This is a genomic window from Brevibacillus sp. FW301-21C12A (assembly GCF_058788915.1).
In genome coordinates, this window is record NZ_JBYTBG010000052.1 from 1 (window position 1) to 23,560 (window position 23,560).

Sequence of the window (23,560 nt, forward strand, 5' to 3'; positions counted from 1 at the left end):
CAGGACAACTTTCACGATAGAGGAACATCTACGTTTTTTCAATGTCTAGCACGGGTTATGGTGATGAATCATAAAAATACCACCAACTAAATAGTAAAAAAATACTCTCTTTTTGTAAATAAAAGAAAAATAAATTAATAATTACAAATTTTTAACTCACCTTTCTTCTTACATAAAAAAAGCCAGCCTCGCAGGAATGACTCCCCTGCGACGCTGGCTTTCTTCGTTACTTCTTCAAATCCTCAATCGACGTAATATCCATATAAGTCGGCACGGCCAGGCCCAGCTTGGTTCCTTCCAGGTTTGGTCCGAGGTCCTCTACGTCTTTGCCGAGCTTCTCCATGTAGTCCGCATGTGTCGTTGGCAGCCATGCGGCAACCATGCCGTCCACGTCGCCGTTCGCTACGCCTACCCACATCGGGCCTGCTTCGACCTGGCTCAGCTCCACTTTATAGTTCAGCTTTTGCTCCAGGACAGTTTTCACCACGTTCGTGCTGGCGATCTCGGAATCCCAGGCTACATAGGCAAGCGTAAGCTTTTGGCCGTTGACAGGCTGAACGCCCTCGACCCATTTGTTTACGGTCGCCTCGTTGTTTTTCACCCACTCGGCTGCTGCTTCCTCCGGCTTTTTGCCGTTTTCGATGTCCAGCATGACTTTTTCCATGTCAGCAGGCGTCCAGGCAAACTTGTCGAGGAAAGCGTAGGCGCTCGGCTGTTCTTCCTTCAAGCCTTTGCGCACGATCGTGTGGATTTGCTCGTCTTGTCCGTAAATGCCTTTCGGGTCTTCCAGGTACTTCATCTCGAACTTGGAGAACATCCAGTGCGGTGTCCAGCCCGTGACGATAATCGGCTTCTTGTCCTTGTACGCTTGCGTCAGGGCAGCCGTCATCGCGGCACTGGAGCCTTCCACCAGCTCCCAGTCTTTCAGCTCGTATTCGCTGAGGACTTTTTCCGTCGCCTTCATCAGTCCGGCACCCGGGTCGATCCCGATAATTTTATGGTCGACAGTCGCTCCTACGCTGCCGGATGCTGCCGAGCCAGTGTCGCCGCCGGATGGTTCATTGCCTTGTGGAGTTCCAGCGCTTGAGCAGCCCGCCATCACCATACTGAGTCCCAGTGCGACGGCCAATCCTTTCCAGGTTGCTTTTTTCATGAAAACCCCTCCTACGCTTTTTTTCTCTTTCCTACCCCTTGCGTGATGCGGTCCAGCAAAATCGCCATAATGACGATCGCCAGTCCCGCCTCGAAGCCTTCTCCGATCTTGATCTGCGTCACGGCGCGATAGACGTCCGCGCCAAGTCCTTTCGCTCCAATCATCGAAGCGATGACGACCATGGACAGCGCCAGCATGATGCTTTGGTTGACCCCCGCCATGATCGTCGTTTTCGCGATCGGCAACTGCACCTTCGTCAGCTTTTGCCAATAGGTCGAACCGAACGCCTCTGTCGCCTCAATCAAGTCCGCCGGCACCTGGCGAATACCCAGGTTGGTCAGGCGGATCGTCGGCGGCATCGCGAAAATGACCGAAGCGATAACACCCGGCACCTTTCCCAGACCGAAGAAAAAGATCGCGGGAATCAAGTACACAAATGCAGGCATCGTCTGCATAAAATCGAGCAACGGCGTCACGACTCTTTGCACGGATTCACTCTTCGCGCACCAGATTCCCACGGGAATCCCGATGATGATCGAGATGAGCCCGGCGGTCAGCACCAGCGCAAGTGTTTCCATTGAATGCTCCCAATAACCCAGGTTTTGAATCAAGAGAAGTCCAATGAAAGTAAAAAGAGCGATAGACAGCTTCCCGGCGCGGTACGCCAGCAACGTCAGCAAAATGATAATCACCCAGAACGGCAGTCCAGTCAAAATCAGATTGAAGAAATCGACCGTCCCGCCAATGCATGTCGAAATAAAATCGAACAAAAAGCCCAAATGCTCATCCAGTCCGTCTACGATGGTTTCTACCCAGCTATCGAGGGGCAGCTTCGGAAAAAGTTGATCCATCATTCATCCACCTGCCCTTCTTCATTTGCCGGCAGCGGCGATTCCTGGTTCACTTTTCCTGCCAAACCGCCCAGTACGGCGCCTTTTACGATGACGCCCAAAAGGCGATCCTGTTCACCTGTCACCGCCACCGGAATATCGGAAAAAGCAACCAGGTCAAACAGTTCATTGAGCAGCGTCTGCGGGCCGACTTTCGGCACTTCTGTGCGCAGTACGCCTTCCAGCGATTTTCCTTGTGCCTTCGCTTCGCTGACGGCGTCTGCGGTCAACACGCCCAGGAGCGTTTTCTTCCTGTCGACCACGTACAGGCTGGATACGCCGCGGTCCCGCATCATCTGCAAGGCGACGCGCGGCCCTTTGTCCAGGGTGATCGTCTCTGCCCGCTTCATGACGTTCTCCGCAGACAACACCTTGGAGCGGTCGACGTCTTCCACGAAGCGCTCCACGTATTCGTTGGCCGGATTGGTCATGATTTCTTCCGGCGTGCCGATCTGCACGATGGCGCCGTCCTTCATCAAGGCGATCCGGTCCCCGATCTTCAGCGCTTCATCGAGGTCGTGCGTAATGAAAATAATCGTTTTTTGCATCGTGCTTTGCAATTCCAGCAGCTCATCCTGCATGTCCTTGCGAATAAGCGGGTCCAGTGCGCTGAATGCTTCGTCCATCAGAAGCACATCCGGCTCATTGGCAAGTGCACGCGCCAGACCGACGCGCTGCTGCATTCCCCCACTGAGTTGATCGGGATAGCTTGCTTCCCAGCCTGCCAGACCGACCAACTCCAGTGACGCTTTTGCCTTGGCTTCGCGCTCAGCTTTGGGCATTCCCTGGATTTCCAGGCCATACGCTGCGTTTTCCAGGACGGTCCTGTGCGGAAACAGGGCAAACTTTTGAAACACCATCCCGAGCTTCTTTCTTCTGACCTGCTGCAACTGCTCTGTGTTCATGCTGACGATATCCGTACCGTCAATCAGGATTCTGCCTTCTGTCGGCTCAATCAGCCGGTTCAAGAGTCGAACCAGCGTCGACTTCCCGCTACCCGAAAGCCCCATGATGACGAAAATTTCGCCGGCATGCACCTCAAAACTCGCTTGGTTCACCCCAAGGGTAAGACCCGTTTCCTTCAATATTTCCTGTTTGGTCTTCCCCTGTTTCACCTGGGGCAGTGCGCGTTGGGGCTGTCGTCCAAAGATTTTGGTCAAATTCTCTACTTTGATCTTGGGCATATGGTCACCTCCAACTGTTACGCCCGTATCCGGACTGTTCATTACCCTTACAATTGTAACCAGCCCTGTTTTTTACCTCAAACTGGATGAGACTCGATAATCGGGCATTTTCAGCGTTCAGAAAAAACTTTACGTACTTTTCTTTCTGTATTCGCAGTATATCTCGTATATACTGTTTGATATCTCCATTTACTTTTTGCTTGCGGAAACGTACAATTCTAGTCAGGTAAAATGACTAGAGGAGCTGCTTTTTTCAAAATGGAAACGAATCAGGAAAAAATCCTCGAAAAGGCTCAGGAACGCGTGATTGAAACGTTGGCCCGCAACATGGATTTGTACGGCATCACGATGTCGACCGGGCTGTTGTATGGCACGCTGCTGTTTCAGGACAAGTCAATGACGCTGGATGAGATGGGAGAAGCGCTGGGAATGAGCAAGACCAGCATGAGCACCGGCGTTCGCACCTTGATGGACTTAAATATGGTAGAAAAGATATGGAAAAAAGGAACGCGCAAAGACCACTACGAAGTCAATCTGGACTGGTACCAAAACTTCATTGATCTGTTCTCCGTGAAGTGGCGCCATGCCAGCGAGCAAAACGTGCACAGCCTGAAAAAATCGCTACACGAGCTGCGCACCCTCCAGCAGTCCGAGGATTTGTCCGATGAGCTGAGGGCGCGCGTCGAGCTGAGCATCAGCCGGATTGAAAACGGCCTGGAGTATTACTTGTGGCTGTCGCGACTGATTGACGCCTTTGAATCCCACGATATTTTTCAGTTTGTACCAAAAAAAGAAAGCGATTCGTAAAGCAGCTTGGCGCAACGAAAAAGACTCATTCCTTGACTGGCAGTCAGTAAGGGGTGAGTCTTTTTTGATGTGACCGATAGAAAAATCTGAATATTGGCAGCAGTTGTGTTACAATGACGAAAGCGGGCACGACGCAAATGACTGGCCCAGCCTGACTCCGAGAAAGGAGCGGATCGTGATGAACAAGCAAACAAAGCGACTTTTTCATACATGCACGAAAAAAACAAACGTGGAAATGGGGGGACTGCTTCGTTAGCCCCCGTTATTTTGAGGAGGAACAGGATGATTCGCAAAACAGCGCTTCTGATTATTGATGCACAGACAGGGATTGTCGATGGCCCGGCGATTGGCCCCGTTTTTCAAAACGCCGCGCTCGTCACGACGATCAAAAAGGTCAGGAAGGAAGCGTGGAAGCGGGCGATTCCGGTCCTGTACGTGCAGGATACCGATGTCGCCGAAGCCGGGGCTGACGCTTTCGCCATCCACCCGGAGCTGGCGCCGCTCCCGACCGAAACAGTCGTCCTGAAGCAAGCCACGGATGCTTTTCACGGAACCGACCTGCATGACCAGTTGCAGTTTCTCGGAATCAACCATCTCGTCATTACGGGTTGCAAAACGGAGTATGGTGTCGACAGCGCCTGCCGCAGAGCAACGACGCTCGGCTATGACGTCACGCTCGTCCGGGACGGGCACTCGACGACTGACAACGCCGTATTGGCCGCCGAGCAAATCATCGCCCACCACAACGCCTGCCTGCATGGCCTCGGGAACATTGACCCGTTCATTTTGGTGCGCGATTCCACGGAGGACCTGTTTACTCCTACGCACGATACGTACCGCTAGCCACTCCTGGCTACGCCGAAGAAACCGTCCGGACAGGACGGTTTTTTTGCTTGCTTTCCGGCTGCGGCAACTAACAGGCTCAGCGGCCCCGCTTCGATGGAGGCAGTGAATCATGATAATTATAGAAGAAACAAATACGCCCTACCCCAAAGGAGGACTCCCCCTTGTCTACGTCACTTCTGGTTTCTCATGAAGTCGTCATTCATGCCGCGCCCGAAAAAGTCTGGGAAGTCTTGATTCATCCGCATTTTATCAGGCAGTGGGACGACGTGCCGGAAGACTTCGGACAAGCGCCGCTGACGCTCGGAAGCGTCATGGAATGGCCGGGCTATGCCAAATTGACCGTCGCCGAATTTGAACTGGCCGAGCGCAGCTAGACTGGCCTGTCCTTTCGGCGCGAACTCGTTGCAAATAAAAAAACGGGCGCGCCCTTGTGGCTGCATCCCGTCTTTTGGCCCTTACTCCCCTTTGCGGATAATCTCCTGCACTCTGCCGACTTGTCCATCGGTCAGGCGCACCTTGATGCCGTGCGGATGCGTACTCGAATTTGTCAGGATGTCCTTGACGATTCCGCGCGTCCGCTTGCCTGTGCGCTGATCCTGCTTCAACACGATGTCGACCTCCAGGCCAGGGGCAATGTCTTTGCGGTTTTTCCCGTTCATGGCAGTCCCTCCTTTCCTCGTTCGATGACTTTTTCGTTCTTTGTCCCACCTATGATATAATCGACAAACAAAACTTTTCTCATCGGAGGAATCCATGCTTACTTTTGAAGAAAAACTGGCGATCATTGAATCATTTCCACAACTGACCCGAAACGACGTCTCGCTCAAGCGGGTCAATTTTCACTACGAGGCAAGTCTTCACGACAAAAAGACAGTCGTTTACCATCTGCATCCGAATGGCAACGGCTTCGTATTCGCAGGCTTTTTGAAGGGCTATCCCAAAGACGACAAAGGCTACGTCAACATTCGCGACTTCTCCGCAGAGGAATTGCGCACGATCATCGAGGCTTCCATCCAGTCGCTCTCTGTCAAACGCGAGCCGCAGCCAAAGGCGGAAGCAAACGAGCCACTCGAGCAAACCTGGGTCGACAAGCAAAATCGCACGCTGCTGCTGCAGCAGGAAGACACGCTGTGGAACGTCTACCACGGCATGAACCTGGAGGCTTCCTTCGAGTCTTACGTAGAAGCCGAACAGTATCTGAAAGAAGAAGGCTTTTCCTTGCGCAACTAGCTTGTAACAGAGTTGTCACGGCCTGCCCTTTTCCTTCCTCCAAACGCAATCCTTTCATTGGAGAACCCCTCCTGATATGGTACACTTCCACCTAGTTAGATGTACAATACCTTTTATGAGCCTGGCCCGACAGTCTTTGCGACTGGCTCGGGCCTTCCCGAAAAACAGGGGGATAATGCGGCATGATGAAGTATAGAGACACACTTCTTTTTCAAGTCCACAAGCAGTTTGAAGCCTGGCTCGCACAGGAGGGGCCGGTCTCCCACGAAGAGCTGTACCGCTTTGTTCACTCGTTGAGAGGCACAGCCGGAACGATCGGTCTTGCCGATTTGTCCGAGCTGGCGCAGACGCTGTTGGAGCAGTTGGACCAGCAGGATGCGAAACCTTGGCCAACGCACGAGTGGCGTGACTTTTTGCAAGAGCTCATCGCCTTGTGTTACGAGCATCGTCCCGAGCAGGAAATTCTTTTGGAGGACCCCACGCTACCGCAAGAGTCTACCTACGACAATCAGCCTCTCCTGCTCATTTTAGACGACGACGTGACGTTGCTGATGTACCTAAAAGAATATTTGGAGAAGCAAAACTGGTCCGTCATCGCTACTGTTTATCCTCACAAGGCACTCGACTACTTCCACGACCTCAACCCGGATTGCCTGATTCTCGACCTGAACATTCCCGAAACAGGCGGCTTTCAAGTCATGCAAACGCTCAGTGAAAAAATTAAAAAGCAATACGTCCCGACGACGATTATCAGCATTGACTGCGATCGGGAAACGCGCCTGCGCGCTTATCGGCTGGGTGCCGACGATGTCATGTGCAAACCGCTTGACCTGGAAGAACTAACCGTCCGGCTGGAAAGACAGCTCAGAAGAAAACGGTGGATGGATAAAATTTTGTTTCTCGATGAATTGACCGGCGTGTACAACCGCAATTGCCTCGCGGATACGTACCAGAAGCTGCTTGCGGATTCCATGCGGAGCCACGCGCCCTTTTCGCTGGCCTTTCTGGACATCGATCATTTCAAAAAGGTCAATGACACTTACGGGCACCTGGTAGGCGACGTCGTACTGAGCCGCTTCGCCGCGTTCATCCAGGGAAGCGCGGAGAAGCAGGACGTCTTTTTCCGGTATGGCGGGGAAGAATTTATTCTGCTCATGCCGCGGACGTCGGTACAGGAAGCACAGTTGCGGCTGGAACGAATGCTGCGCGATTTTCGCGACCTCTCCTTCGAAGCTTCCGAAGGGACGTTTTCGCTGAGCTTTTCCGCTGGCGTCGTGCAAATTGAGGATGCGCAAAAGCCGCTCGCCTACTGGATCGACGCTGCGGATACGGCGTTATACTCTGCCAAAAATGCGGGGCGCTGCCGGATTGAAGCGGCTGTGCGCAGCGCTGATCCGGATACGCGCACGGTGAAGCTGAAAGTCGCCATTATTGACGATGATCCGCTGATCTGCGCCGTCCTCGCCGACTCGGCGCGGGCAAGCCTGGACGGCTGGATTCACTCGGACATCCGGACGTACCAAGAAGGGGCTGCCTTTTTTGCATCTTCCTGGCATCAGGGGCCGGAAGCGTATCTCATCATTTTGGACGGGATCATGCCGCAAATGGACGGGCTGGACGTTCTGCGGCGCATCCGCAACCTGCCGAACAGCAAGCAGTACACGGTGCTCATGCTGACAGGCCGCAGCGGCGAACAAGATATTGCCCAAGCCCTGCAGCTCGGCGCTGACGACTACATGACGAAGCCTTTCAGCACGAAAGAGCTGGAAGCGCGCATCAAGCGGCTAGTCAAGCGAATGATGTAGGCAATACCAGATGGAGGAAGAAAAAATGGCAATGATATTACTGGCTGAAGATGAAGCCGTACTGCGGATGCTCATTGGCGATACGCTGGAGGATGAAGGGCATCTGCTCGACATCGCCTGCGACGGTGAGGAAGCGCTGCAAAAAATCAGCCACAATCAGTACGATTTACTCATTTTGGATTACATGATGCCCAAGCTGACCGGCTTTGAGGTGTTGACCCGGATGAAGCAGATGACGGACAAGCAAGCGGTGAAGGTTCTCATTCTTTCCGCGAAAAGCCAGCATGCGGAACAGGAAAAAATGCGCGCCGCCGGAGCCGATGACTTCATGCCCAAGCCGTTCAGCCCGCTGGAGCTCGTCCGCAAGGTGGGGGACATGCTCGCATGACTCGGCTTCGGAAATACGTCCGTGAAAGCATCACGCGCCGATCGAATCGTTTGTCGCCAATTTTTTCAGCAATCTGTTCCCGACCGCTTTGCTCAGGGAGAAACGCCGCAGTTGAACGGCCTGGAACGGGCGGATGAGATCGGCAAGCTCTCCCGCTCGCTCGACTACATGATGCGGCAGATTCAGCACAAGGAAGAAGCGCTGATGGCGCAAAACGAAGAGTTGCACGCCCAGCAAGACGAGCTGATGATGCAGCAGGAGGAACTGCAGGAAGCTCTGTCCAAAATGGCGGAAAACGAGCACTATCTGGAGAAAAAGAACCGCTTTGTTCTCGCGCTCACCAGTACATGGGACAAAGGGAGCTTTTGTCGAGCATTATTTCGAACACCGTAGAAATCATGGAAGCAGACAAAGGCGTCATCGTGCTGTTGGACGCGGATCGCGGCTGCGCCAGCTTCGGCATTTCCCGGCAAGGGCTTGACCAGTTGCTGCAAGGGATCGAGGACGGGCCTTTTGTCCGCATCAAGGAAACCGGGCTGCCATTTGTCGTCAACCGTGAAAGTACAGTGGGCGAGCGCGGCTTCCACCCTGCTCGTTCCCGCACTTACGAGTTGTATCTCCCGGTACTGGATTCGCACAGGGAGGTCGTGGCTTGCATCATTCTCGCCCGCATCGACCGCAGGTTCTCCGAGCACGAGCAGCACATCTTGATCGGCATGGCCAAGCAAGTCTCGCTCGCCCTGGACAAGCTCGCCATGTTTGAGGAAACGAAAAGGCAGCGGCAAATTACGCAGGAAATGCTCGACTCCGTGCAGGGGGCATACAGTTGCTTTCTCTCAACGGCGGAACGATCCAGGTGAGCAGCACGTTTTGCGAGCTGCTTGGCTGCAATCGCGAGCAGGCCGTATCGGACTTTGACATCGACGCGTTTTTCGCCCATCTGCAAAGCTGCACGGCAGAGCCTAACCGTCTCATCCCGTACATCAAAGCAGTCGCGCTGGGCGAAGGCGATGCGCAAGAGGACAGCATCGTCTTTGAACTGACCTCTCCTGTCAAACGATACATCCAGCTCTACGCGGAGCCTTTGTACCGCAACCAGCGGAAGTGGAGCACGCTGCTGGTTTACCGGGACATCACGAAGGAATACGAGATTGACCAGATGAAATCCGAATTTGTCAGCACCGTGAGCCACGAGTTGCGCACCCCGCTGGCGAGCGTGCTGGGCTTTGCAGTCTATCCTTTTTCCACGGCACAGGAGACGCTCGACGCCATTTACCGCCTGCGTCCGGATGCGGTCGTGCTCGACCTGATTTTGCAAGATGGCGAGAGCGGCTGGAAGGTCATCGAGGCGATGCAGGAAAACCCGGAGCTGAAGACGATCCCGATCGTCATTTCCAGCGCGTTTGAGGAAAAGAAAAAAGCGTTTGATTTGGGAGCAAAGGGCTATTTGCTAAAGCCTTACCATCCCGACACTTTGTCGAAGGCGATCTTGCTCGCCGTCACCAGCCACGAATCGGCCGGACAAATTTTAATTCCCGATCAGTTGTGACCCCTCTTTTGCCAAAAAGGCAGCGGACGATGCTCCGTTGCCTTTTTTTGCGGGACGTTCGCGCGCCTGTTGGCTGGCCAGGAAGCTTTTTGCGCAGACAGAAAATCTTGGTATATTCACGGGCCTTCCATCACACATTAATAGAGGTTGCTGTAAAGCACGATGCCCCGCAAAGGAGGAGTTCATGTGTATTTCTCGAAGAAAGCAGTTGTTCCGGTCGAAGAAGAGGAAACAGATGTGTGGACGTGCAGCAATGATGGGTGTACGTGCTGGATGAGAGATAACTTTTCCTTTGACGAGAGCCCGAGCTGCCCCTTTTGCCATTCGCAAATGGTAAAGGATACCCGGGTGCTTCCGGTTCTGACCAATCACAGCAAGCGAAACTCATGATACTGCCCTTCTTTTTTCTTGCGGGCATTCGTCCTCTTCTCTACAATTAAGCACAAGACACGCACGATTGTTAGAGGAGATGCCCATGAACCGAAAAGAGATGGAAGAACAAGTCATCCAGGCTTATCAGCGCGATGAGGGAATGATGATCCTCGTCTTTGCCCAGTGGTGCGTCAACCACGGCTTGGATGCGCGCGAGCTGTACGCCCAAGCCTATCCCGCCCAAGGGGAAAACCAACTGCTGGCCCAAATGCTTGAAAATACGGTTCCCAAAGAGGAAGCAGAGGAAATCCCTGACGCCACTATCCTTGGCGTCCTGTCGCTGTTTGGCAACGACGATTTGGCCTTCGTGGTCAGCCAGGCGATCGAGGAGAGGAACAAATCCAAAAAATAATGCCAAAAGCCGCACATTGCTGTGTGGCTTTTTTCCTGCCTGCCAAACATTGGCTGCTCGCCGTGCGGCTTATCAAATCTTATTCAAAAATTCATTTTTTAAGATAGGGGCAATTCGCTTTTTTATTGTTTTGGCTTCTCGGATTTTGGACGACTTCACAAGCCGACAAACAAGGAAAAGAGGAATGCCTATGTACACCGATTCAAAAATTTTGAAATCGCTTTTTTACATCCAACTGTTCTCCAGCTTTTTGGTTGTGGTCGGTCATTTCACGGCATCGGTGCTTTACTTCAACGATCCTTTCTGGGTTGTCGCCCTCAATCAGATCAGCCGCTACGGCACCGTGCTGCTGACGATCGCGACCGGCTATTTGACCGCCTATTCTTTTGAAGCGAAAAGCCCGGCGTTCCGCGAGTTTTTTACGGGCAAGCTCGTGTACATTTTTCTGCCTTACCTCGTTTCCGGCATTTTGTATCACTATTTGCTGAAAAAGGACATGCCTCACACCGCTGAGGACTACGCCAACATTTTCATGGGGAAAACGGGCGATCACCTGTACTTCGTGTTCATGATTTGCCAGTATTACGTGTTTGCCTACTTTTTCCGCAAGTGGATTACGGAACAGAACATTTTGTACGTCATCTGGATTCTGCTTGCGGTGCAATACTTCTACATCAACTACTTGCACAAAGGCTGGCTTGGGCTGTCCACCCGCCATATGCTGCCAAGCTGGATTTTCACGCTCTACATGGGGCATCTGCTGTACTGGTACCGAGAAGCCATTCTGTCTTTTTTGCGCAACAACCGCTCCATCCTGATGCTCTTGACGGGCATCGCTACAGCCGCGGCCATGTTTTTTGTCGTCTCAAGCAAGCTGTACGTGGCGGTGCACCTGAGCTTCGTTTTCGCGACACTGCTGTCTTTTCTCGTGCTCATGGTCTTCTTTCTGGAACTGGTGGATCACCTTCGTCTCAAGTTCCGCAAAGGCTTGACCTACTTCATTTTCCTGTTTCACTCCGCCTTTTTGATCCTGTTCAAAGACTTTTTGTTTGAGCAATACGGAGAGGTCGCCTGGGTTTTTCAAAACACCTGGTACTCGCTGTTGTACCTGGGCCTGATCTTCGGATGCAGTTGCCTGCTGTCGCTGCTATTGGTCTATCTGGTGCGAGGGCTGGAGCAACTGGGGAAAATGCTTGGGAGAGGACGGCGGGAGCGGCTGCAATAAAACGGCTCGGCGCTGCCAACAAAGAACGACCTGCTGACTTTCGTTGCGAAAGCGCAGGTCGTTCTCTTTTTTTGGCGTTTGGGGGCGTGATACACGGGATGATGCCCGGCTAGGAATCTTGGAAGTACATGGAAAATACCGTCTGCTGGTCAGATGACTCGCACTTAATCACCCCGCCGTGCCGCTCGATAATTTCCTTGCAGACGTACAGCCCGATGCCCGTCCCCAGCTCTTTGGTGGTAAAAAACGGCTCGAAAATGACCGACAGCAGATCTGGCGGGATCGGCGCGCCATTGTTGGAAATCGTGATCGCTGTCATCTCGTCGGTGCGAAACCCTTGGATCGCAATTTCTTTGTCGCTGTTTTTGCGCTGCAGGGCATCGAGCGCATTCGAAATAATGTTGATGAACACTTGCCTCATCTCGTCCCGGTAGCCGTCCAAAAGCAGCATCGGATCAATCGTGCACGAAATATGCGCGTTCACGTCCACGATGTTCGGATAGAGAAAGGAGAGTATTTCTTCAAATAGTAAAGCGATGCTAAACACTTCTTTTTTCTTATGTACGGCTCCCTTTTTGGAAACCAGCAAAAACTGAGAGACGCGGTAATTCAACTGATGCAGCTCATTTTCGATAATGTCCACGTACGGCAAGTTCGGATAGTCTTCTTTTAACAATCGGGAGAATCCCATAATCGAGGTCAGCGGATTGCGAAATTCATGTACAAAGCTCGATGCCATCTGCCCCAAGATCGTCAGCCTGTCCTTGTGCGACCGCTCAATAAACAGCTTTTTCTCTTCCAGATCGCTGTCTTTCAGCTCCGTGTACCTGGACACGGCGTGCACGAGAAAAACGTCGAAGCATTCGTTTATTTTAAGCAAGGCTGGCAGCAGAACATCGGGTGGAAAGGGCCCTTTTTGCAGAACGTCGAGCATCAGTTCCCGGCCCATGCAAACATTGAAAACGAAATCGCCGATGTTGATCTCGGCCTGATTCCGTTCGTGCGCTACTTTATATGCAAGCTGTTTGATATCCTCATGCGTAATCTTCGAACGGAGATAGTCGGCCACCATGCGGTACATGGCTTGTCCGTTCAGATGAATAATTCCGTTGAACTGGTCGTGCTCAGACACCATGATCCGTTTCCTGAACTCTTCTACCGCTGCTTCCTCATGCTCGTCCAAAAAAAGTGCCAAGTCGTCCATTGCCACCTGTCCCCACTCCGAATGATCGGCATACTTATTCCGATAATATTATACTATCATCCAAGATTTATTAACGAAATATTTTTACTACTCCCCCCCATTGTACACCGTCCGCGCACGAATTACATTTGAAAGTCCATCTAAAATGTAAACTGTCTCTCGCCAAAAGAAAGAGGCAAAGGGACAGCGCGTACGCAACCCCTTTGCCCGTGCGGTTTGTAGTCGATTTTAGTTCAGTCTTACGATAGTCAACGTCGCCCCGGCGCCTGTCAGCAAAGTAGCCGCTCCCAGCAGGCCGAAGAGCTGCAGTGTGATTGTCGCCCCCGCGCCTAGCGGAGCGATTACGGTGTTGTGGAAGGAGGAAAGCGATAACGCTGGTGATGCTACCGAAACAGCCGCGTGCTGACTGCCAGAGCGGCGGTTGTGTTGACGGAGTACGAGATCAGGTAGTTGCCTGCGGATGGAACGGTAAAGGTTGTGTTGCCGCCTCCGACGGTAATGCCGTTGAGCACCTGGTTGTTGGGCAGAGGCACGTTGGTCCCTCCCAAAATAACGGCGATCACGGCACCTCCCGTGTTGGCGGCGAAGGCTTTGATGTTTGTAAAGACGGTTCCGGTGGGGCCTGTGGGGCCTGTTGCTCCAGTAGCTCCAGTTTCTCCTGTCACTCCAGTAGCTCCCGTGGCCCCGGTGGCTCCTGTCACTCCGGTTGGCCCCGTGGCCCCTGTCACTTCAGTGGATCCGGTCGCTCCCGTCACTCCCTCCCCCGCCCCCGTAGCTCCAGTGGCTCCGGTCGGACCTGTTGGACCAGTCGGCCCCTGCATGGTAGAGGCGTTTAGCACTGCCTGCAGTACCATCTCCTTCCTGATCGTTGCATCGACCATTTCCCTTACACTTCGGTCAATCGCCAGCAAATCGTCAATCGTGGCTGCCGGCGCTCCGCTTACACCGGTGAGCGTGCCGAGCACGTACTGAATTTTTTCCCCTTCTGCGTCCAATATATGGCTTAGTCCCAGCTCCTCCATCGCGATCGAAGTCAAAAGCAGGTTGATCGCATCCTCGCGCGTAATCGCGATAGTCGGACTGATATTTGGGATATTCGGAAATGACATAACTCCCCACCTTCCCGTGAAAAACGTAACCTCCCCTTCATCCGTAATTCAGCTAACGAAAAGCCGTTTGCCCCCACACTTTACGGCTGCTTCTTCCACTTTTTCGCTTGTCCCACAACCTTGTGGCTCTTGGTTCTCCCTGGAAAAACCTCCCGATTCAGCCAAGGAGCCTGATAATTGCCGTGAGTCTGTACAACGGAACGAACAGGCCCTCCAGGTTCACCGTACTTTTTCAAGGGGAGTATCGAATCTTTCAGCCTTTGTTTAAAAGCCGTTGAAAACGCGGCGGAGGGAGAACAGTAGCCTTCCAACTGGTTCAAAGACGAATGGAGCACGAAACGCACCTCTTTCACAGATGCCTCCACCGCAAGCTCCTGATCGGCAAAAACAGTCTGTCAAAATTCCGCCTTTCGCAAAAGGAAACGGGAAAGGTCGTCCAACAGTTCAAGCACCTGGATGACTTGCTGTTCGGCCAGACGCCGATCGGGCGATGGGCGGCGGAGATTCGCCATCTCTAGCATGAGCTGCTCCGTTAACTCAAGAAAAGCGAGCGCCAGCGAGTACATCGCCGTCCAGAAATGCCTGTATGCCTCGACTGCCTGAACAGCCTGCTCCGGCTTTTTTGCCAGGTCATTCTCCCATGACGAATTGTCAAGACAAGTGCGACAGAGCTTCCATGAATGATTCGTAAGCGGTCTTCCAACCCAGACATTTTCTTGGCCGATTGTTAATGAGCTCCAAGGCCTGAATCAGTTCCTCCTCGGAGACTTCGGCAAAATCCTTGCCTTTGGGAAAAAATTCTCGCAGAAGGCCATTTGCGTTCTCGTTCGTGCCCCTTTGCCAGGAAGAGTAGGGATCGGCAAAGTAAATGTTTACGCCATGTGCTGACTCCAGCCGTTCGTAACAGGCAAACTCTTTGCCACGGTCAACGGTAGCTGTTTGAAACGATCCTTTCGGTAACGACTCAGCAACGAAACCAAAGGCCTTTTCCATGGAAGCCGAGGTACGATCAGGCATCTTTACGGCAAGGTAAAAGCGTGTCTTGCGCTCAGCGAACGTCGCGACACACGCCTTACTTTTTCCACGGCTGGAAACAACCGTATCCAGTTCCCAATGACCAAAGCTCTCACGCTTTCGTACTTCCTTGGGTCGCTGCCGAATGGACTTTCCTACGTTGAAACGACCACGTGTTTCGATTGGTCTCCGGCGTTTCCCTTTGTGGCGCAGAACGGTGGTATCTCCTTTAACCAAAAAGCCCTGATACAGCCAGCGATACATCGTTTTAAACGACACTTTCTGTTCGGGGCATTCCTGACTCATCCGTCCGGCAATCTGCTCGGGAGACCAGGTCTGCGCCAGCTTACGGGCAATATAATGCTCACGTTCAGGAGTCCACTTGCCTCTGGGAACAGACCGTTCGCGACGTTTCTCGTAAACCTCTTGCGCGGCTTCTGCCTGATATTCCCCTGCCTTACAACCCCGTTTTAACTCACGGGCAATGGTAGCATGATGCCGTTTGAGTTCTCTGGCAATGGCGCGGGCAGACCAACCCAACCGATGAAGGAGTGCTAGCTCACTACGCTCTGTTATGCTAAGATGTGTATAACTCATGATTGATTCTCCTGTGTAAATGGTGTTGTCGTGACTTCATTTTACACGAATCAATCATGGGCCGTTTTTTTATCTAGGTGTCGCACTTGATATTACAATCTGTCGTCAGTGGCAGGCGGATCGCTTTTTTTCTCGATCGACTCTGCCTCTTTTTCTTTTTCCTTGTTCGCCTTCAGTTGCAGATCCAAAATGTTGTTGATGCGAATTTGCAGGTCGACGTGCTTGAAGGCGACGACCAAGACGAGAAAACAGACAACAGCAGCGAGCACCTGTACATAGTCCATCGACATCATCGGCCGCTCGCTCCATGCTGAGTTTCTTTCGGCATCACTGCTTTCTTGCCTCGAATGCTTGCCGCCCCAGCTCTTCTGCCATAAAAGGCGAGACTCTCCTTGGCGGGGAGCAAAAAGCCGAGGACAGTGAGTACCGCCTGGCGTCTCCCTCGCTGCGCCTTTAGCAGAACGCTGCCAGACGATTCGTTTTCGCGGCGGCCTGTAAACCGGGCTGGTTGCTTTTGCATATACTCACTCCTTCTCTGGTTCCGTGTTTAAATCAGGACTGCTTCGCTTCCCCAGCAGGATTGATAGGAACGTTTGTTCTGTTTTGTAGTACAAGTATCTCATACAAAACTCGAAAGTTCAAGTTATTTCCAATCATTTTTTCCAGCTAATTTTGCCGAACAAAAATGTACATTTTCTTGATTAGACAACGTAGTTGCCAAGCTATTGGCAGAGTATCGGCTCTGCGCCTGTGCTGGACAAGGAACCTTCTCCATTTTTATCTGTACAAAAAAGCGCGATCTGCCTGAACAGAATCGCGCTTGTGGGTAGACCCGACAATTTCATTACAATTCGCCTTGCTGCCTAAAAAGTACACCGTTCTCATACTCCAGAACATTTCCATCTGCTGTCGGTTGACGGATTTCTTGAAATGTACTTCTAACAGTCGGTAGGAAGGTTGGGGCTAAGGCGTGAGGGTGGGCGTGAGGCTAGGGAAGGGCTTGGGCGAAGGCCGGGGCAAGTAGCTCGGTGAGGGCCGAGACGAGAAGCTGAAAAAGTCGGGGCTAAGGGCTGGACAATGTTTGGACGAGAAGCTACACGAAGTTTAGACAAGAAGCCGAACAAGGCCGAGGCTAAGGGCTGGGCACAGACTTGCGCGAGAGGCTGGGCGAAAGTTTGGGCAAAAGCGAGAACACCCCCCTTACCAAAAAACACCAAAAGCCAGCCCCTCCCCAATCTGGCAAAGGTCCTGGCTCTTGGCTCTTATCGAATTTCCTCGTGGGCGTTCATCAGATCAGTCCCAAATGTTCGGCCGCTTGACACCCATCGTTCTCATATAATCGAGAAGCTGGCCGGTATGGACGGACTCGTGATAGGCGATCCGCAGCAGCATGTCCCCTAGTGTTCTGACGTACCCGACATCGGAGCGGTCGATGCGAATGCTCTCCAGGTCGCTTTTGTCCAGCCCTTTGACAAAGGCGAGAAACTGTTCCCGGTACGGCTGCGCAAACGCCAAATCTTCCTCGACGGTCGTGAACGGCTTGGTTTCATACGGATTCGGGAGAGCAGACAGAGCGGCGCTGCCTCGCTGAATCAAAATCTGGTGATACAAAAATTCGCCCTCGATGACATGCCGAATCATTTGTGCGCAGGTAAACGCTTTGTCGTCGGGCTTCCAGTTCAGCCTGTCGTCTGGAATCGCCCGCCATACTTTGATGCTTCGGCGTCTGACTTCCTCGAAATTCAGAATCAGCAGATCGTTCGCGTTCATGTCGCTTCCCCCTCTCTCCCTGTTCCAGCCTGATTAGTCTTTTTGATACAGATCGCACGTCGCCACGTGGTCGTTCACCATGCCTACTGCCTGCATGAACGCGTAGCAGATCGTCGAACCGACAAACGTGAAGCCGCGCTTTTTCAAATCCTTGCTCATCTTGTCGCTGATTTCGGTGGAGGCAGGTACGTCCCTAAGCTCCTGAAAGTGGTTGTGGATCGGCTTGCCGCCGACGAACGACCAGATGTAGCTGGAAAAGGAGCCGAACTCCTCCACGACTTTGAGATAGGCGTGAGCGTTTTTGACGACGCCTCTGATTTTCAGCTTGTTCCGCACGATGCCCTCATCCTGCAAAAGCTGTTCGATCTTTTCCTCGTCGTACTGCACGATCTTTTCCGCTTCAAAGTTGTCAAAAGCCCGGCGGTAGTTCTCCCGCTTTTTCAGGATCGTGTACCAGCTCAGCCCCGCCTGCGCGCCCTCCAGATTCAAATATTCAAAGAGCAGCCGGTCATCGTAGACAGGCACGCCCCACTCCCGGTCGTGATAATCCAAATACAACGGGTCCTGATTCACCCAGCCACATCGATTCATCGGAAAAGACCTCCCGTAAATACGAACATATATTCTTATATAGAGAATATACAATCTTTGGCTGTTCTGCAAGTTATTCTTGCCCATTCTCGCAACTTTTCTCGCACAACAAAAAGACCCTATCAGCGCAATAGGGCCTCTCTCTTTTTTCACGATCGCAAAAACACCGCGCGCAAAAACGCGAAAAAAAAAAGATTAAGCCGTCAAAATAATCGGCTTGCCGCGCGTTATGACGACGGTGTGCTCGTACTGGGCGACGTAGCTTCTGTCCGGCGTCACCAAAGCCCAGCCGTCTGCCCCATCCTTCACATACTCCGTTCCAGTGGAAATAAACGTTTCGACAGCGAGCACCAGCCCGTCCGTAAGCAGCCGTTTGTCCCATTTGTCGTAGTAGTTCAGGACGTGCGCCGGCTCCTCGTGCAAGCTTTTGCCGATGCCGTGGCCTGTGAGATTTTTGACGACCGTAAATCCTTTTGCCTTCGCTTCATTGTGGACGATGCGCCCGATCTGGCTCAACTTGGAGCCAGCCTTGGCCGAATCCAGCGCCTTGTACAGCGATTCCTCTGCGCATTTGCACAGCGCCTGCTTCACAGGCTCTCCCTGTCCCACGACAACCGAAGCGCCTGTATCGGCAAAATAACCGTCCAGCTCTGCGGAGACGTCGACGTTGACGACATCGCCTTCCTTCAACACGGTTCCGTCGGGAATCCCGTGCGCCACAACGTGATTCACGCTGATGCACGTCTGCCCGGGGAAGTCGTACGTCACCTGTGGAGCCGAGCGCGCACCGTACTTCGCCAAAATATCGCCGCCGATACGATCCAGCTCTTTTGTCGTGATGCCCGCCCGGACGGCCTTCAGCATCGCTTCTCTAGCTTCTGCCACAATTCTCCCGATCCGCTGCAAAGCGAGCAAGTCGTGTTCATTTTGAATCGACATGCCGTGTCCTCCTTCGCTGAAAATGTATGCCAAAACCAAATCCGAACCCGCTCCATTTATTGGAACACATTTCTGTTCAAATCGCAAACGCAAAGCCTGGCAGCCAAACGCACAAGCTAAGCGGGGCTTACCTCGTACCGTCCATCCCCCGTCTGCTCGCGGATAAATCCGATCGAAATCCGGTTAAACTCTTCCGGCTGATCGACATTGACCACGTGGCCGCAGTTCATCAAAAGGCGCAACTGCGCATACTGTCTCTGACTCACACACGCTTGAACCGCGGGCAAAAACATGTAGTCTTCGTCGCCCATCACAAACAGGGCCGGAATCGGAGGCTCCTTCGCCAGCAGGCTGCATAAAAACGCATTGATGCCGTGCGTCAGCGAAAACCAGCGCTTGAACTCTTTTTGACAAAGCTTTTGCGCTTCTCTGACAAATAACGACCGGGATTCGCGATGGCGCGCCCGCGGCATGATGACCCAGGCAAACAGTTTGTACAGCCACATGTACGGCACGATGTGCTTGACGAGATTGCCGAGCGCAATCAGCACCTGCGAACGCAAATTCAGCCGGGTCACGGCTCCCGCCAAAACCATCGAGCGTATTTTGTGCGGCTCCAGCTCTGCTATGATCTGCACGATGATCGTCCCGAGCGAAACCGCGACAAAATGGCTGGAAGCGATGTTCTCGTGCTTCATCACCTCGATAATGTCGCGGCTCACGTCCTCGAACGTGTATTTCGGCCGCCGCTTCCCCAGATGCTGCTTCGACCTGCCATGACCGCGCAAATCGACGAGGAGAATATTAAAATGTTCTTTGTAAGCTTTGATCTGTTTATACCAGATGGATGAGCTGCCGCCCGCGCCGTGGACGAAGGTCACCCATTCATAACCCTCACCGCGTATGTACGTCTTATAATGAATCACTTATATCCCCCCAGAGGTATTATAGCGGAGGGATGTTCTGTGTGAAACTATTACCATTTTCTTGCATGAGAAAACTTGGCTGCGCCGAGCCAATGGCGAAGCCTTCACGTACCTAGCGGGCATCAGTCTTGCTCTATCGTTTCGTTCGAAGTCTCGTTATGTTGCTGCACTTATGCTTTGATAAGAGTCTTATCCATTCTTATCTGTTACAAAAATGGATTGGAACTATAAAAAATTGTTTGCAGTGTAGTGGCGTGATGAGCCGAACATGATGCTGTGGGGTTGGTTGGGTTTTTAAAGCTCCTTTATCGGCGCTTTTGGTGTGGCGAGAAAAGAGACGAAATCGCTGTAACTTCTTGGGCTCCCTGCTGGGGGTATCACTGCCCGGCTCCGGGGAAAAAGACACTACAAAAAAGAAAGCTTGCGGTGGGATTGTCGTCTTTCTTGAGAGCTATTAATGCTAGCCTCCCTGACGATACAACATGCATGCTTTTAGAAAAACCGCTTCCTTGTCTTAAGCACTTTGCTTCCTGATCTACAACCCAAAATCACCCCCGAACGACAGAAACAGCTCGTAGAGGAAACAGGAGAAAGCAGCGAAGGTCTTTGGGACTCCTACCCAGCCTCCGCTCCCCCGCTAGAGGCCCAAGTACCTGTAGCGCTTTCTCCTGTTTCCTCTCACCACTACCGCGACGATCAACCGTTTTCCAAGCAGCCAGTCCGCCTTGATCCCACGGCTCGCAATAAAAACCACATTCTCGCCTAAACTAACCTAAACTACCTTGACTGCACCAAGTCGCCAAGCAATCGAAAAAAAACCTCCGTCCCAAAAAGGCACAACTCTTGCTTTCCTCGCCTTCGCAGCCTCGCCATGCTGCACGTACACTGATAAGAATCGTACCCACTCTTCTTCTGCCCAACAAAAACAGGCCGCCAGCTTCTCCCTGACGACCTGCCTTGCACGCGCGAACGCAAACACCTCTACGCTTTTCTTTTCCGCCGAAGCTGGTAATACGTCACAGCCAACGCCAGCGCCAATACCGTCCCTTTGATAATATCGTAGGCGTAGTACGGCAGGTTGAGCATCGTCATGCCGTTGAGCAGCACCCCGATCAGGATTGCGCCGACGAACGTCCCGAACACATTCGGCTTGCCCGCGCCGAATACAGAGAAGCCGACAAACGCCGCTGCCACTGCATCCATCAGCATCGAGCCGCCGCTGCTCACCTGGCCTGTCCCGATCCGCGCCGCCAAGAGCATCCCGCCCAAGCCGGCAAACAGCGCGGATAACACGTAGGCGAGCGTGCGGTAGCGATTGACCGGAATGCCTGACAAGCGCGCGGCTTCCAGATTGCCGCCCGTCATGTACAGCATCCGTCCTTGTCTGGTGTAGGTCAGGTAGATGTGCGTGACCGCGACCAGCAAAAAGGTCAGGATAACTGGCACAGGCAGCGAGAAAATTTTGCCTTGGCCAAGCCACAAAAACCACTCCTGGAATTTCCCCGGAGCCATCGAACCGTCTTCCATCGGCATGTTGGCGTAGATCGAGTAGCCTTTGGAATACGTCATGTGCAGCCCGTTGACGATGTAGAGCATCGCGAGCGTCGCCAGCAGGTCGGGAATCCGGATTTTGACGACCAGAAACGCGTTGACCAGCCCGACGATCAGGCTGAGCGCAATCGGAACGACCAGTGTGGCGAACACGCCCTGCTCGTACCAGACCATCATCGAGGCCGAGACGACGGTAGTCAGCGACACCGTCGAACCGACAGACAGGTCAAAGCCCCCGACAATCAAGGAAAACGTAACGCCGATGGCGACAAACGTCACGATCGAGATCGAGCGCAAAATGTCCGTAATGTTGTCATACGTAAAAAAATACGGGTTGGTCAAACTGAATAACAGCATAACGATAACAATAACCGCAACCGTTCCGTATTTGTAAATAAAATCAAACAGGCTGAATTTTTTACCTTCCACGTTACTCACCTCCGCTTGCATAATACATAATCCGCTCCTGCGTCGCTTCCGCCCGGCTCAGCTCCCGGACGATTTTCCCTTCGAACATGACCAGAATCCGGTCCGCGATGCCCAGCACCTCCGCAAACTCGCAGGAAAAGTACAAAACGCCCTTGCGCTGCTCCGCCAGCTTTCCGATCAGGCGGTAAATATCGCTTTTCGCGCCGATGTCCACGCCTTTGGTCGGTTCGTCAAACATGAAAATTTGCGCATCCGTATCGAGCCATTTGCCGATTGCGACCTTTTGCTGGTTCCCCCCGCTGAGGTGGCCGACGAGCTGGCCGATGTCCGCTGTCTTCACACCCAGCCGCTGCACCAGCTCCCGCGCTTGCCCCGCCTCGACTCCCCTGCGGACAAACCCGAGGCGCGACCATTTCCACAAAGTCGAGACAGACAAATTGTTTTTCACCGACTCCTCGACAAAAATGCCTTCTTTTCGCCGCTCCTCCGGGACGAGGACGATCCCTGCATCCACGGCTTCCTTTGGCGAGCGCAGGCGTACCGCCTTGCCTTTCAGCCTGATCTCGCCAGCTTCGGCCGCATCCGCTCCGAACAGCAGCCGGGCCAGCTCCGTCTTCCCTGCCCCGACAAGTCCTACGACGCCTACGATCTCGCCCTCGCGAACGCTCACATCCGCACCGCGCACCTTGCCGCCAGCCACTCCGGCCGCTTCCAGGATCACTTCGCCAATCGGCAGCTCCACTTTCGGGAACTCTTCCTCGAAGCTTTTGCCCAGCATGTTCCCGATGACTTCATCCATCGTAGTAGCGGCCGTCTCGCTCGTGGCAATCAGTTGACCGTCGCGCATGACCGTGATCCGGTCGCAGATTTCGAAAATTTCCGGCAGCCGATGGGAAATGTAGATGATCCCGACGCCTGCTTTTTTCAACTGGTCGATAATGAGAAACAGCCGCTCGCTCTCCTTCGTGCTCAACGGGGCTGTCGGTTCGTCAAAAATGACGTACTTCGCTTTTTGCACGGTCGCGCGGGCAATCAAGATCAGTTGCTTTTCGGACAGCGTACATTCCTCGACGAGCATGCGCACAGGGATGGAAAAGCCGAAGCTTTGCAAAATGCTCTCCGCTTCCTTGTGCAGCCCTTGCCAGTTCATGAGTCCCTTGCTGCTTTTGGACACGATCTGGTCGAGCAAAATGTTTTCCGTCACGCTCAAATACGGGATCAGCGCCGTATCGACTTCCTGGTAGACGCACTGGATGCCCAACGCTTTCGCATCCTGCGGCGATTGGATCGAGACGTCCTTGCCGTCAATCGCGATGCTGCCGCCATCCGGCTGATACGCGCCTGTAAGAATTTTCATCAGCGTGCTTTTTCCCGCTCCGTTCGCTCCGAGCAGCGCGTGCACCTCGCCAGCCTTGACTTCAAAATCGACGGAGCGCAACGCAGGCACGCCGGAAAACTGCTTCACAATCCCTTTCATCTGCAAGCTGGACACTTTTCGCCCCCCCTAAATAAACAAGATTCCCGTTGACAAAAGCAACGGGAATAGCCAAACCAACCAGCTCTATTTGC

Annotated in this window: 27 protein-coding genes and 1 pseudogene; 13 read left to right on the forward strand and 15 right to left on the reverse strand. The window is 53.0% G+C overall.

Translation table 11 applies throughout. The annotated features are described in order from the left end of the window. Positions 1-226 precede the first annotated feature (226 nt). From AC3WQH_RS22380 to proV, 3 genes are read right to left on the reverse strand one after another with little or no spacing between them, the layout of a single operon-like run. Complete coding sequence (locus AC3WQH_RS22380; RefSeq protein WP_005833353.1) at positions 227-1,153, reverse strand: glycine betaine ABC transporter substrate-binding protein; 927 nt, start codon at positions 1,151-1,153, stop codon at positions 227-229. Between the two features lie 11 nt (positions 1,154-1,164). After that, positions 1,165-2,004 (reverse strand): ABC transporter permease, encoded by an 840-nt coding sequence (locus AC3WQH_RS22385; protein WP_007783036.1) that lies wholly within the window; start codon positions 2,002-2,004, stop codon positions 1,165-1,167. After that, positions 2,004-3,227, reverse strand: coding sequence for a glycine betaine/L-proline ABC transporter ATP-binding protein ProV (proV, locus tag AC3WQH_RS22390; RefSeq protein ID WP_005833350.1), 1,224 nt, complete (start codon positions 3,225-3,227; stop codon positions 2,004-2,006). Before proV ends, AC3WQH_RS22385 begins: the two co-directional genes overlap by 1 nt. Before the next feature lie 258 nt (positions 3,228-3,485). On the opposite strand from proV, the gene AC3WQH_RS22395 reads away from it, so the two are divergent. The 3 genes from AC3WQH_RS22395 to AC3WQH_RS22405 all read left to right on the forward strand — a co-directional run bounded on the left by AC3WQH_RS22395 (position 3,486) and on the right by AC3WQH_RS22405 (position 5,254). Then, the gene (locus AC3WQH_RS22395; RefSeq protein ID WP_005833348.1) at positions 3,486-4,034 is read left to right on the forward strand and encodes a GbsR/MarR family transcriptional regulator; all 549 of its coding nucleotides are present in this window, start codon (positions 3,486-3,488) and stop codon (positions 4,032-4,034) included. A gap of 282 nt (positions 4,035-4,316) precedes the next feature. Further along, positions 4,317-4,877, forward strand: coding sequence for an isochorismatase family protein (locus AC3WQH_RS22400; protein ID WP_492332253.1), 561 nt, complete (start codon positions 4,317-4,319; stop codon positions 4,875-4,877). 164 nt (positions 4,878-5,041) lie between these two features. Then, positions 5,042-5,254, forward strand: coding sequence for an SRPBCC family protein (locus AC3WQH_RS22405; RefSeq protein ID WP_025844786.1), 213 nt, complete (start codon positions 5,042-5,044; stop codon positions 5,252-5,254). Positions 5,255-5,335: 81 nt separating this feature from the next. Here the strand turns inward: AC3WQH_RS22405 and AC3WQH_RS22410 are convergent, their stop codons facing one another. Then, positions 5,336-5,539, reverse strand: coding sequence for a YwbE family protein (locus AC3WQH_RS22410; protein WP_005833343.1), 204 nt, complete (start codon positions 5,537-5,539; stop codon positions 5,336-5,338). A 94-nt stretch (positions 5,540-5,633) separates the two neighbouring features. Between AC3WQH_RS22410 and AC3WQH_RS22415 the strand changes: the two genes are divergently transcribed. The 9 genes from AC3WQH_RS22415 (at position 5,634) to AC3WQH_RS22455 (ending at position 11,861) form a co-directional block, all read left to right on the forward strand. After that, positions 5,634-6,110: a hypothetical protein gene (locus AC3WQH_RS22415; protein ID WP_025844783.1), complete on the forward strand. Its 477-nt coding sequence runs from the start codon at positions 5,634-5,636 to the stop codon at positions 6,108-6,110. 182 nt (positions 6,111-6,292) lie between these two features. Then, positions 6,293-7,915, forward strand: coding sequence for a diguanylate cyclase (locus tag AC3WQH_RS22420; protein ID WP_221842416.1), 1,623 nt, complete (start codon positions 6,293-6,295; stop codon positions 7,913-7,915). 25 nt (positions 7,916-7,940) lie between these two features. Beyond that, the gene (locus AC3WQH_RS22425) at positions 7,941-8,303 is read left to right on the forward strand and encodes a response regulator transcription factor (protein ID WP_197187181.1); all 363 of its coding nucleotides are present in this window, start codon (positions 7,941-7,943) and stop codon (positions 8,301-8,303) included. A gap of 21 nt (positions 8,304-8,324) precedes the next feature. After that, positions 8,325-8,696 carry a hypothetical protein gene (locus AC3WQH_RS22430; protein ID WP_241752908.1) on the forward strand — a complete coding sequence of 124 codons (372 nt, stop codon included), beginning with the start codon at positions 8,325-8,327 and terminating at the stop codon, positions 8,694-8,696. Then, positions 8,669-9,163 (forward strand): GAF domain-containing protein, encoded by a 495-nt coding sequence (locus tag AC3WQH_RS22435; RefSeq protein WP_035317207.1) that lies wholly within the window; start codon positions 8,669-8,671, stop codon positions 9,161-9,163. Before AC3WQH_RS22430 ends, AC3WQH_RS22435 begins: the two co-directional genes overlap by 28 nt. Beyond that, positions 9,130-9,852: a response regulator gene (locus tag AC3WQH_RS22440; RefSeq protein WP_241752907.1), complete on the forward strand. Its 723-nt coding sequence runs from the start codon at positions 9,130-9,132 to the stop codon at positions 9,850-9,852. The genes AC3WQH_RS22435 and AC3WQH_RS22440 overlap by 34 nt, the downstream gene beginning before the upstream one ends. Positions 9,853-10,038: 186 nt before the next feature. Next, positions 10,039-10,242 carry a cold-shock protein gene (locus AC3WQH_RS22445; RefSeq protein ID WP_005833334.1) on the forward strand — a complete coding sequence of 68 codons (204 nt, stop codon included), beginning with the start codon at positions 10,039-10,041 and terminating at the stop codon, positions 10,240-10,242. 85 nt (positions 10,243-10,327) lie between these two features. Beyond that, positions 10,328-10,636 carry a protein YxiS gene (gene yxiS, locus AC3WQH_RS22450; protein ID WP_005833332.1) on the forward strand — a complete coding sequence of 103 codons (309 nt, stop codon included), beginning with the start codon at positions 10,328-10,330 and terminating at the stop codon, positions 10,634-10,636. A gap of 190 nt (positions 10,637-10,826) precedes the next feature. Then, on the forward strand, positions 10,827-11,861 hold the full coding sequence (locus AC3WQH_RS22455) for an acyltransferase family protein (protein WP_487092203.1): 1,035 nt from the start codon (positions 10,827-10,829) through the stop codon (positions 11,859-11,861). A gap of 109 nt (positions 11,862-11,970) precedes the next feature. On the opposite strand, the gene AC3WQH_RS22460 is transcribed toward AC3WQH_RS22455, so the two are convergent. After that, positions 11,971-13,071 (reverse strand): histidine kinase N-terminal domain-containing protein, encoded by a 1,101-nt coding sequence (locus tag AC3WQH_RS22460; RefSeq protein ID WP_052006633.1) that lies wholly within the window; start codon positions 13,069-13,071, stop codon positions 11,971-11,973. Positions 13,072-13,293: 222 nt separating this feature from the next. Further along, positions 13,294-14,174, reverse strand: a pseudogene (locus AC3WQH_RS22465) (BclA C-terminal domain-containing protein). Between the two features lie 326 nt (positions 14,175-14,500). On the opposite strand from AC3WQH_RS22465, the gene AC3WQH_RS22470 reads away from it, so the two are divergent. Further along, on the forward strand, positions 14,501-14,692 hold the full coding sequence (locus tag AC3WQH_RS22470; protein WP_492332254.1) for a hypothetical protein: 192 nt from the start codon (positions 14,501-14,503) through the stop codon (positions 14,690-14,692). Between the two features lie 133 nt (positions 14,693-14,825). On the opposite strand, the gene AC3WQH_RS22475 is transcribed toward AC3WQH_RS22470, so the two are convergent. The 9 genes from AC3WQH_RS22475 to AC3WQH_RS22515 form a co-directional block, all read right to left on the reverse strand. Next, a complete protein-coding gene (locus AC3WQH_RS22475; RefSeq protein ID WP_492332255.1) occupies positions 14,826-15,785 on the reverse strand; it encodes an IS30 family transposase in 960 nt (319 codons plus the stop codon). Between the two features lie 92 nt (positions 15,786-15,877). Beyond that, the gene (locus AC3WQH_RS22480) at positions 15,878-16,078 is read right to left on the reverse strand and encodes a hypothetical protein (protein WP_007786004.1); all 201 of its coding nucleotides are present in this window, start codon (positions 16,076-16,078) and stop codon (positions 15,878-15,880) included. Beyond that, positions 16,075-16,305 carry a hypothetical protein gene (locus tag AC3WQH_RS22485; protein WP_290426463.1) on the reverse strand — a complete coding sequence of 77 codons (231 nt, stop codon included), beginning with the start codon at positions 16,303-16,305 and terminating at the stop codon, positions 16,075-16,077. The genes AC3WQH_RS22480 and AC3WQH_RS22485 overlap by 4 nt, the downstream gene beginning before the upstream one ends. A gap of 773 nt (positions 16,306-17,078) precedes the next feature. Next, on the reverse strand, positions 17,079-17,555 hold the full coding sequence (locus tag AC3WQH_RS22490) for a DinB family protein (protein WP_005834550.1): 477 nt from the start codon (positions 17,553-17,555) through the stop codon (positions 17,079-17,081). Between the two features lie 33 nt (positions 17,556-17,588). Beyond that, positions 17,589-18,146: a DNA-3-methyladenine glycosylase I gene (locus AC3WQH_RS22495; RefSeq protein WP_005834549.1), complete on the reverse strand. Its 558-nt coding sequence runs from the start codon at positions 18,144-18,146 to the stop codon at positions 17,589-17,591. Positions 18,147-18,341: 195 nt separating this feature from the next. Continuing rightward, the gene (gene map, locus AC3WQH_RS22500; protein WP_007786001.1) at positions 18,342-19,085 is read right to left on the reverse strand and encodes a type I methionyl aminopeptidase; all 744 of its coding nucleotides are present in this window, start codon (positions 19,083-19,085) and stop codon (positions 18,342-18,344) included. Between the two features lie 116 nt (positions 19,086-19,201). After that, entirely contained in the window at positions 19,202-20,011 is an 810-nt protein-coding gene (locus AC3WQH_RS22505) for an alpha/beta fold hydrolase (RefSeq protein WP_007785999.1), read from the reverse strand. A gap of 981 nt (positions 20,012-20,992) precedes the next feature. After that, positions 20,993-21,991 (reverse strand): ABC transporter permease, encoded by a 999-nt coding sequence (locus tag AC3WQH_RS22510; RefSeq protein ID WP_007785996.1) that lies wholly within the window; start codon positions 21,989-21,991, stop codon positions 20,993-20,995. Between the two features lies 1 nt (position 21,992). After that, positions 21,993-23,483, reverse strand: a complete 1,491-nt coding sequence (locus tag AC3WQH_RS22515) for a sugar ABC transporter ATP-binding protein (protein ID WP_005834541.1) — start codon at positions 23,481-23,483, stop codon at positions 21,993-21,995. Positions 23,484-23,560: the final 77 nt, after the last annotated feature.

Bases quoted from the DNA above. Each gene is read 5' to 3' on its own strand.
- AC3WQH_RS22380 (WP_005833353.1), bottom strand. From the start codon at position 1,153: ATGAAAAAAGCAACCTGGAAAGGATTGGCCGTCGCACTGGGACTCAGT.
- AC3WQH_RS22385 (WP_007783036.1), bottom strand. From the start codon at position 2,004: ATGGATCAACTTTTTCCGAAGCTGCCCCTCGATAGCTGGGTAGAAACC.
- proV (WP_005833350.1), bottom strand. From the start codon at position 3,227: ATGCCCAAGATCAAAGTAGAGAATTTGACCAAAATCTTTGGACGACAG.
- AC3WQH_RS22395 (WP_005833348.1), top strand. From the start codon at position 3,486: ATGGAAACGAATCAGGAAAAAATCCTCGAAAAGGCTCAGGAACGCGTG.
- AC3WQH_RS22400 (WP_492332253.1), top strand. From the start codon at position 4,317: ATGATTCGCAAAACAGCGCTTCTGATTATTGATGCACAGACAGGGATT.
- AC3WQH_RS22410 (WP_005833343.1), bottom strand. From the start codon at position 5,539: ATGAACGGGAAAAACCGCAAAGACATTGCCCCTGGCCTGGAGGTCGAC.
- AC3WQH_RS22415 (WP_025844783.1), top strand. From the start codon at position 5,634: ATGCTTACTTTTGAAGAAAAACTGGCGATCATTGAATCATTTCCACAA.
- AC3WQH_RS22420 (WP_221842416.1), top strand. From the start codon at position 6,293: ATGATGAAGTATAGAGACACACTTCTTTTTCAAGTCCACAAGCAGTTT.
- AC3WQH_RS22425 (WP_197187181.1), top strand. From the start codon at position 7,941: ATGGCAATGATATTACTGGCTGAAGATGAAGCCGTACTGCGGATGCTC.
- yxiS (WP_005833332.1), top strand. From the start codon at position 10,328: ATGAACCGAAAAGAGATGGAAGAACAAGTCATCCAGGCTTATCAGCGC.
- AC3WQH_RS22455 (WP_487092203.1), top strand. From the start codon at position 10,827: ATGTACACCGATTCAAAAATTTTGAAATCGCTTTTTTACATCCAACTG.
- AC3WQH_RS22470 (WP_492332254.1), top strand. From the start codon at position 14,501: ATGGAGCACGAAACGCACCTCTTTCACAGATGCCTCCACCGCAAGCTC.
- AC3WQH_RS22475 (WP_492332255.1), bottom strand. From the start codon at position 15,785: ATGAGTTATACACATCTTAGCATAACAGAGCGTAGTGAGCTAGCACTC.
- AC3WQH_RS22480 (WP_007786004.1), bottom strand. From the start codon at position 16,078: ATGATGTCGATGGACTATGTACAGGTGCTCGCTGCTGTTGTCTGTTTT.
- AC3WQH_RS22485 (WP_290426463.1), bottom strand. From the start codon at position 16,305: ATGCAAAAGCAACCAGCCCGGTTTACAGGCCGCCGCGAAAACGAATCG.
- AC3WQH_RS22490 (WP_005834550.1), bottom strand. From the start codon at position 17,555: ATGAACGCGAACGATCTGCTGATTCTGAATTTCGAGGAAGTCAGACGC.
- AC3WQH_RS22495 (WP_005834549.1), bottom strand. From the start codon at position 18,146: ATGAATCGATGTGGCTGGGTGAATCAGGACCCGTTGTATTTGGATTAT.
- map (WP_007786001.1), bottom strand. From the start codon at position 19,085: ATGTCGATTCAAAATGAACACGACTTGCTCGCTTTGCAGCGGATCGGG.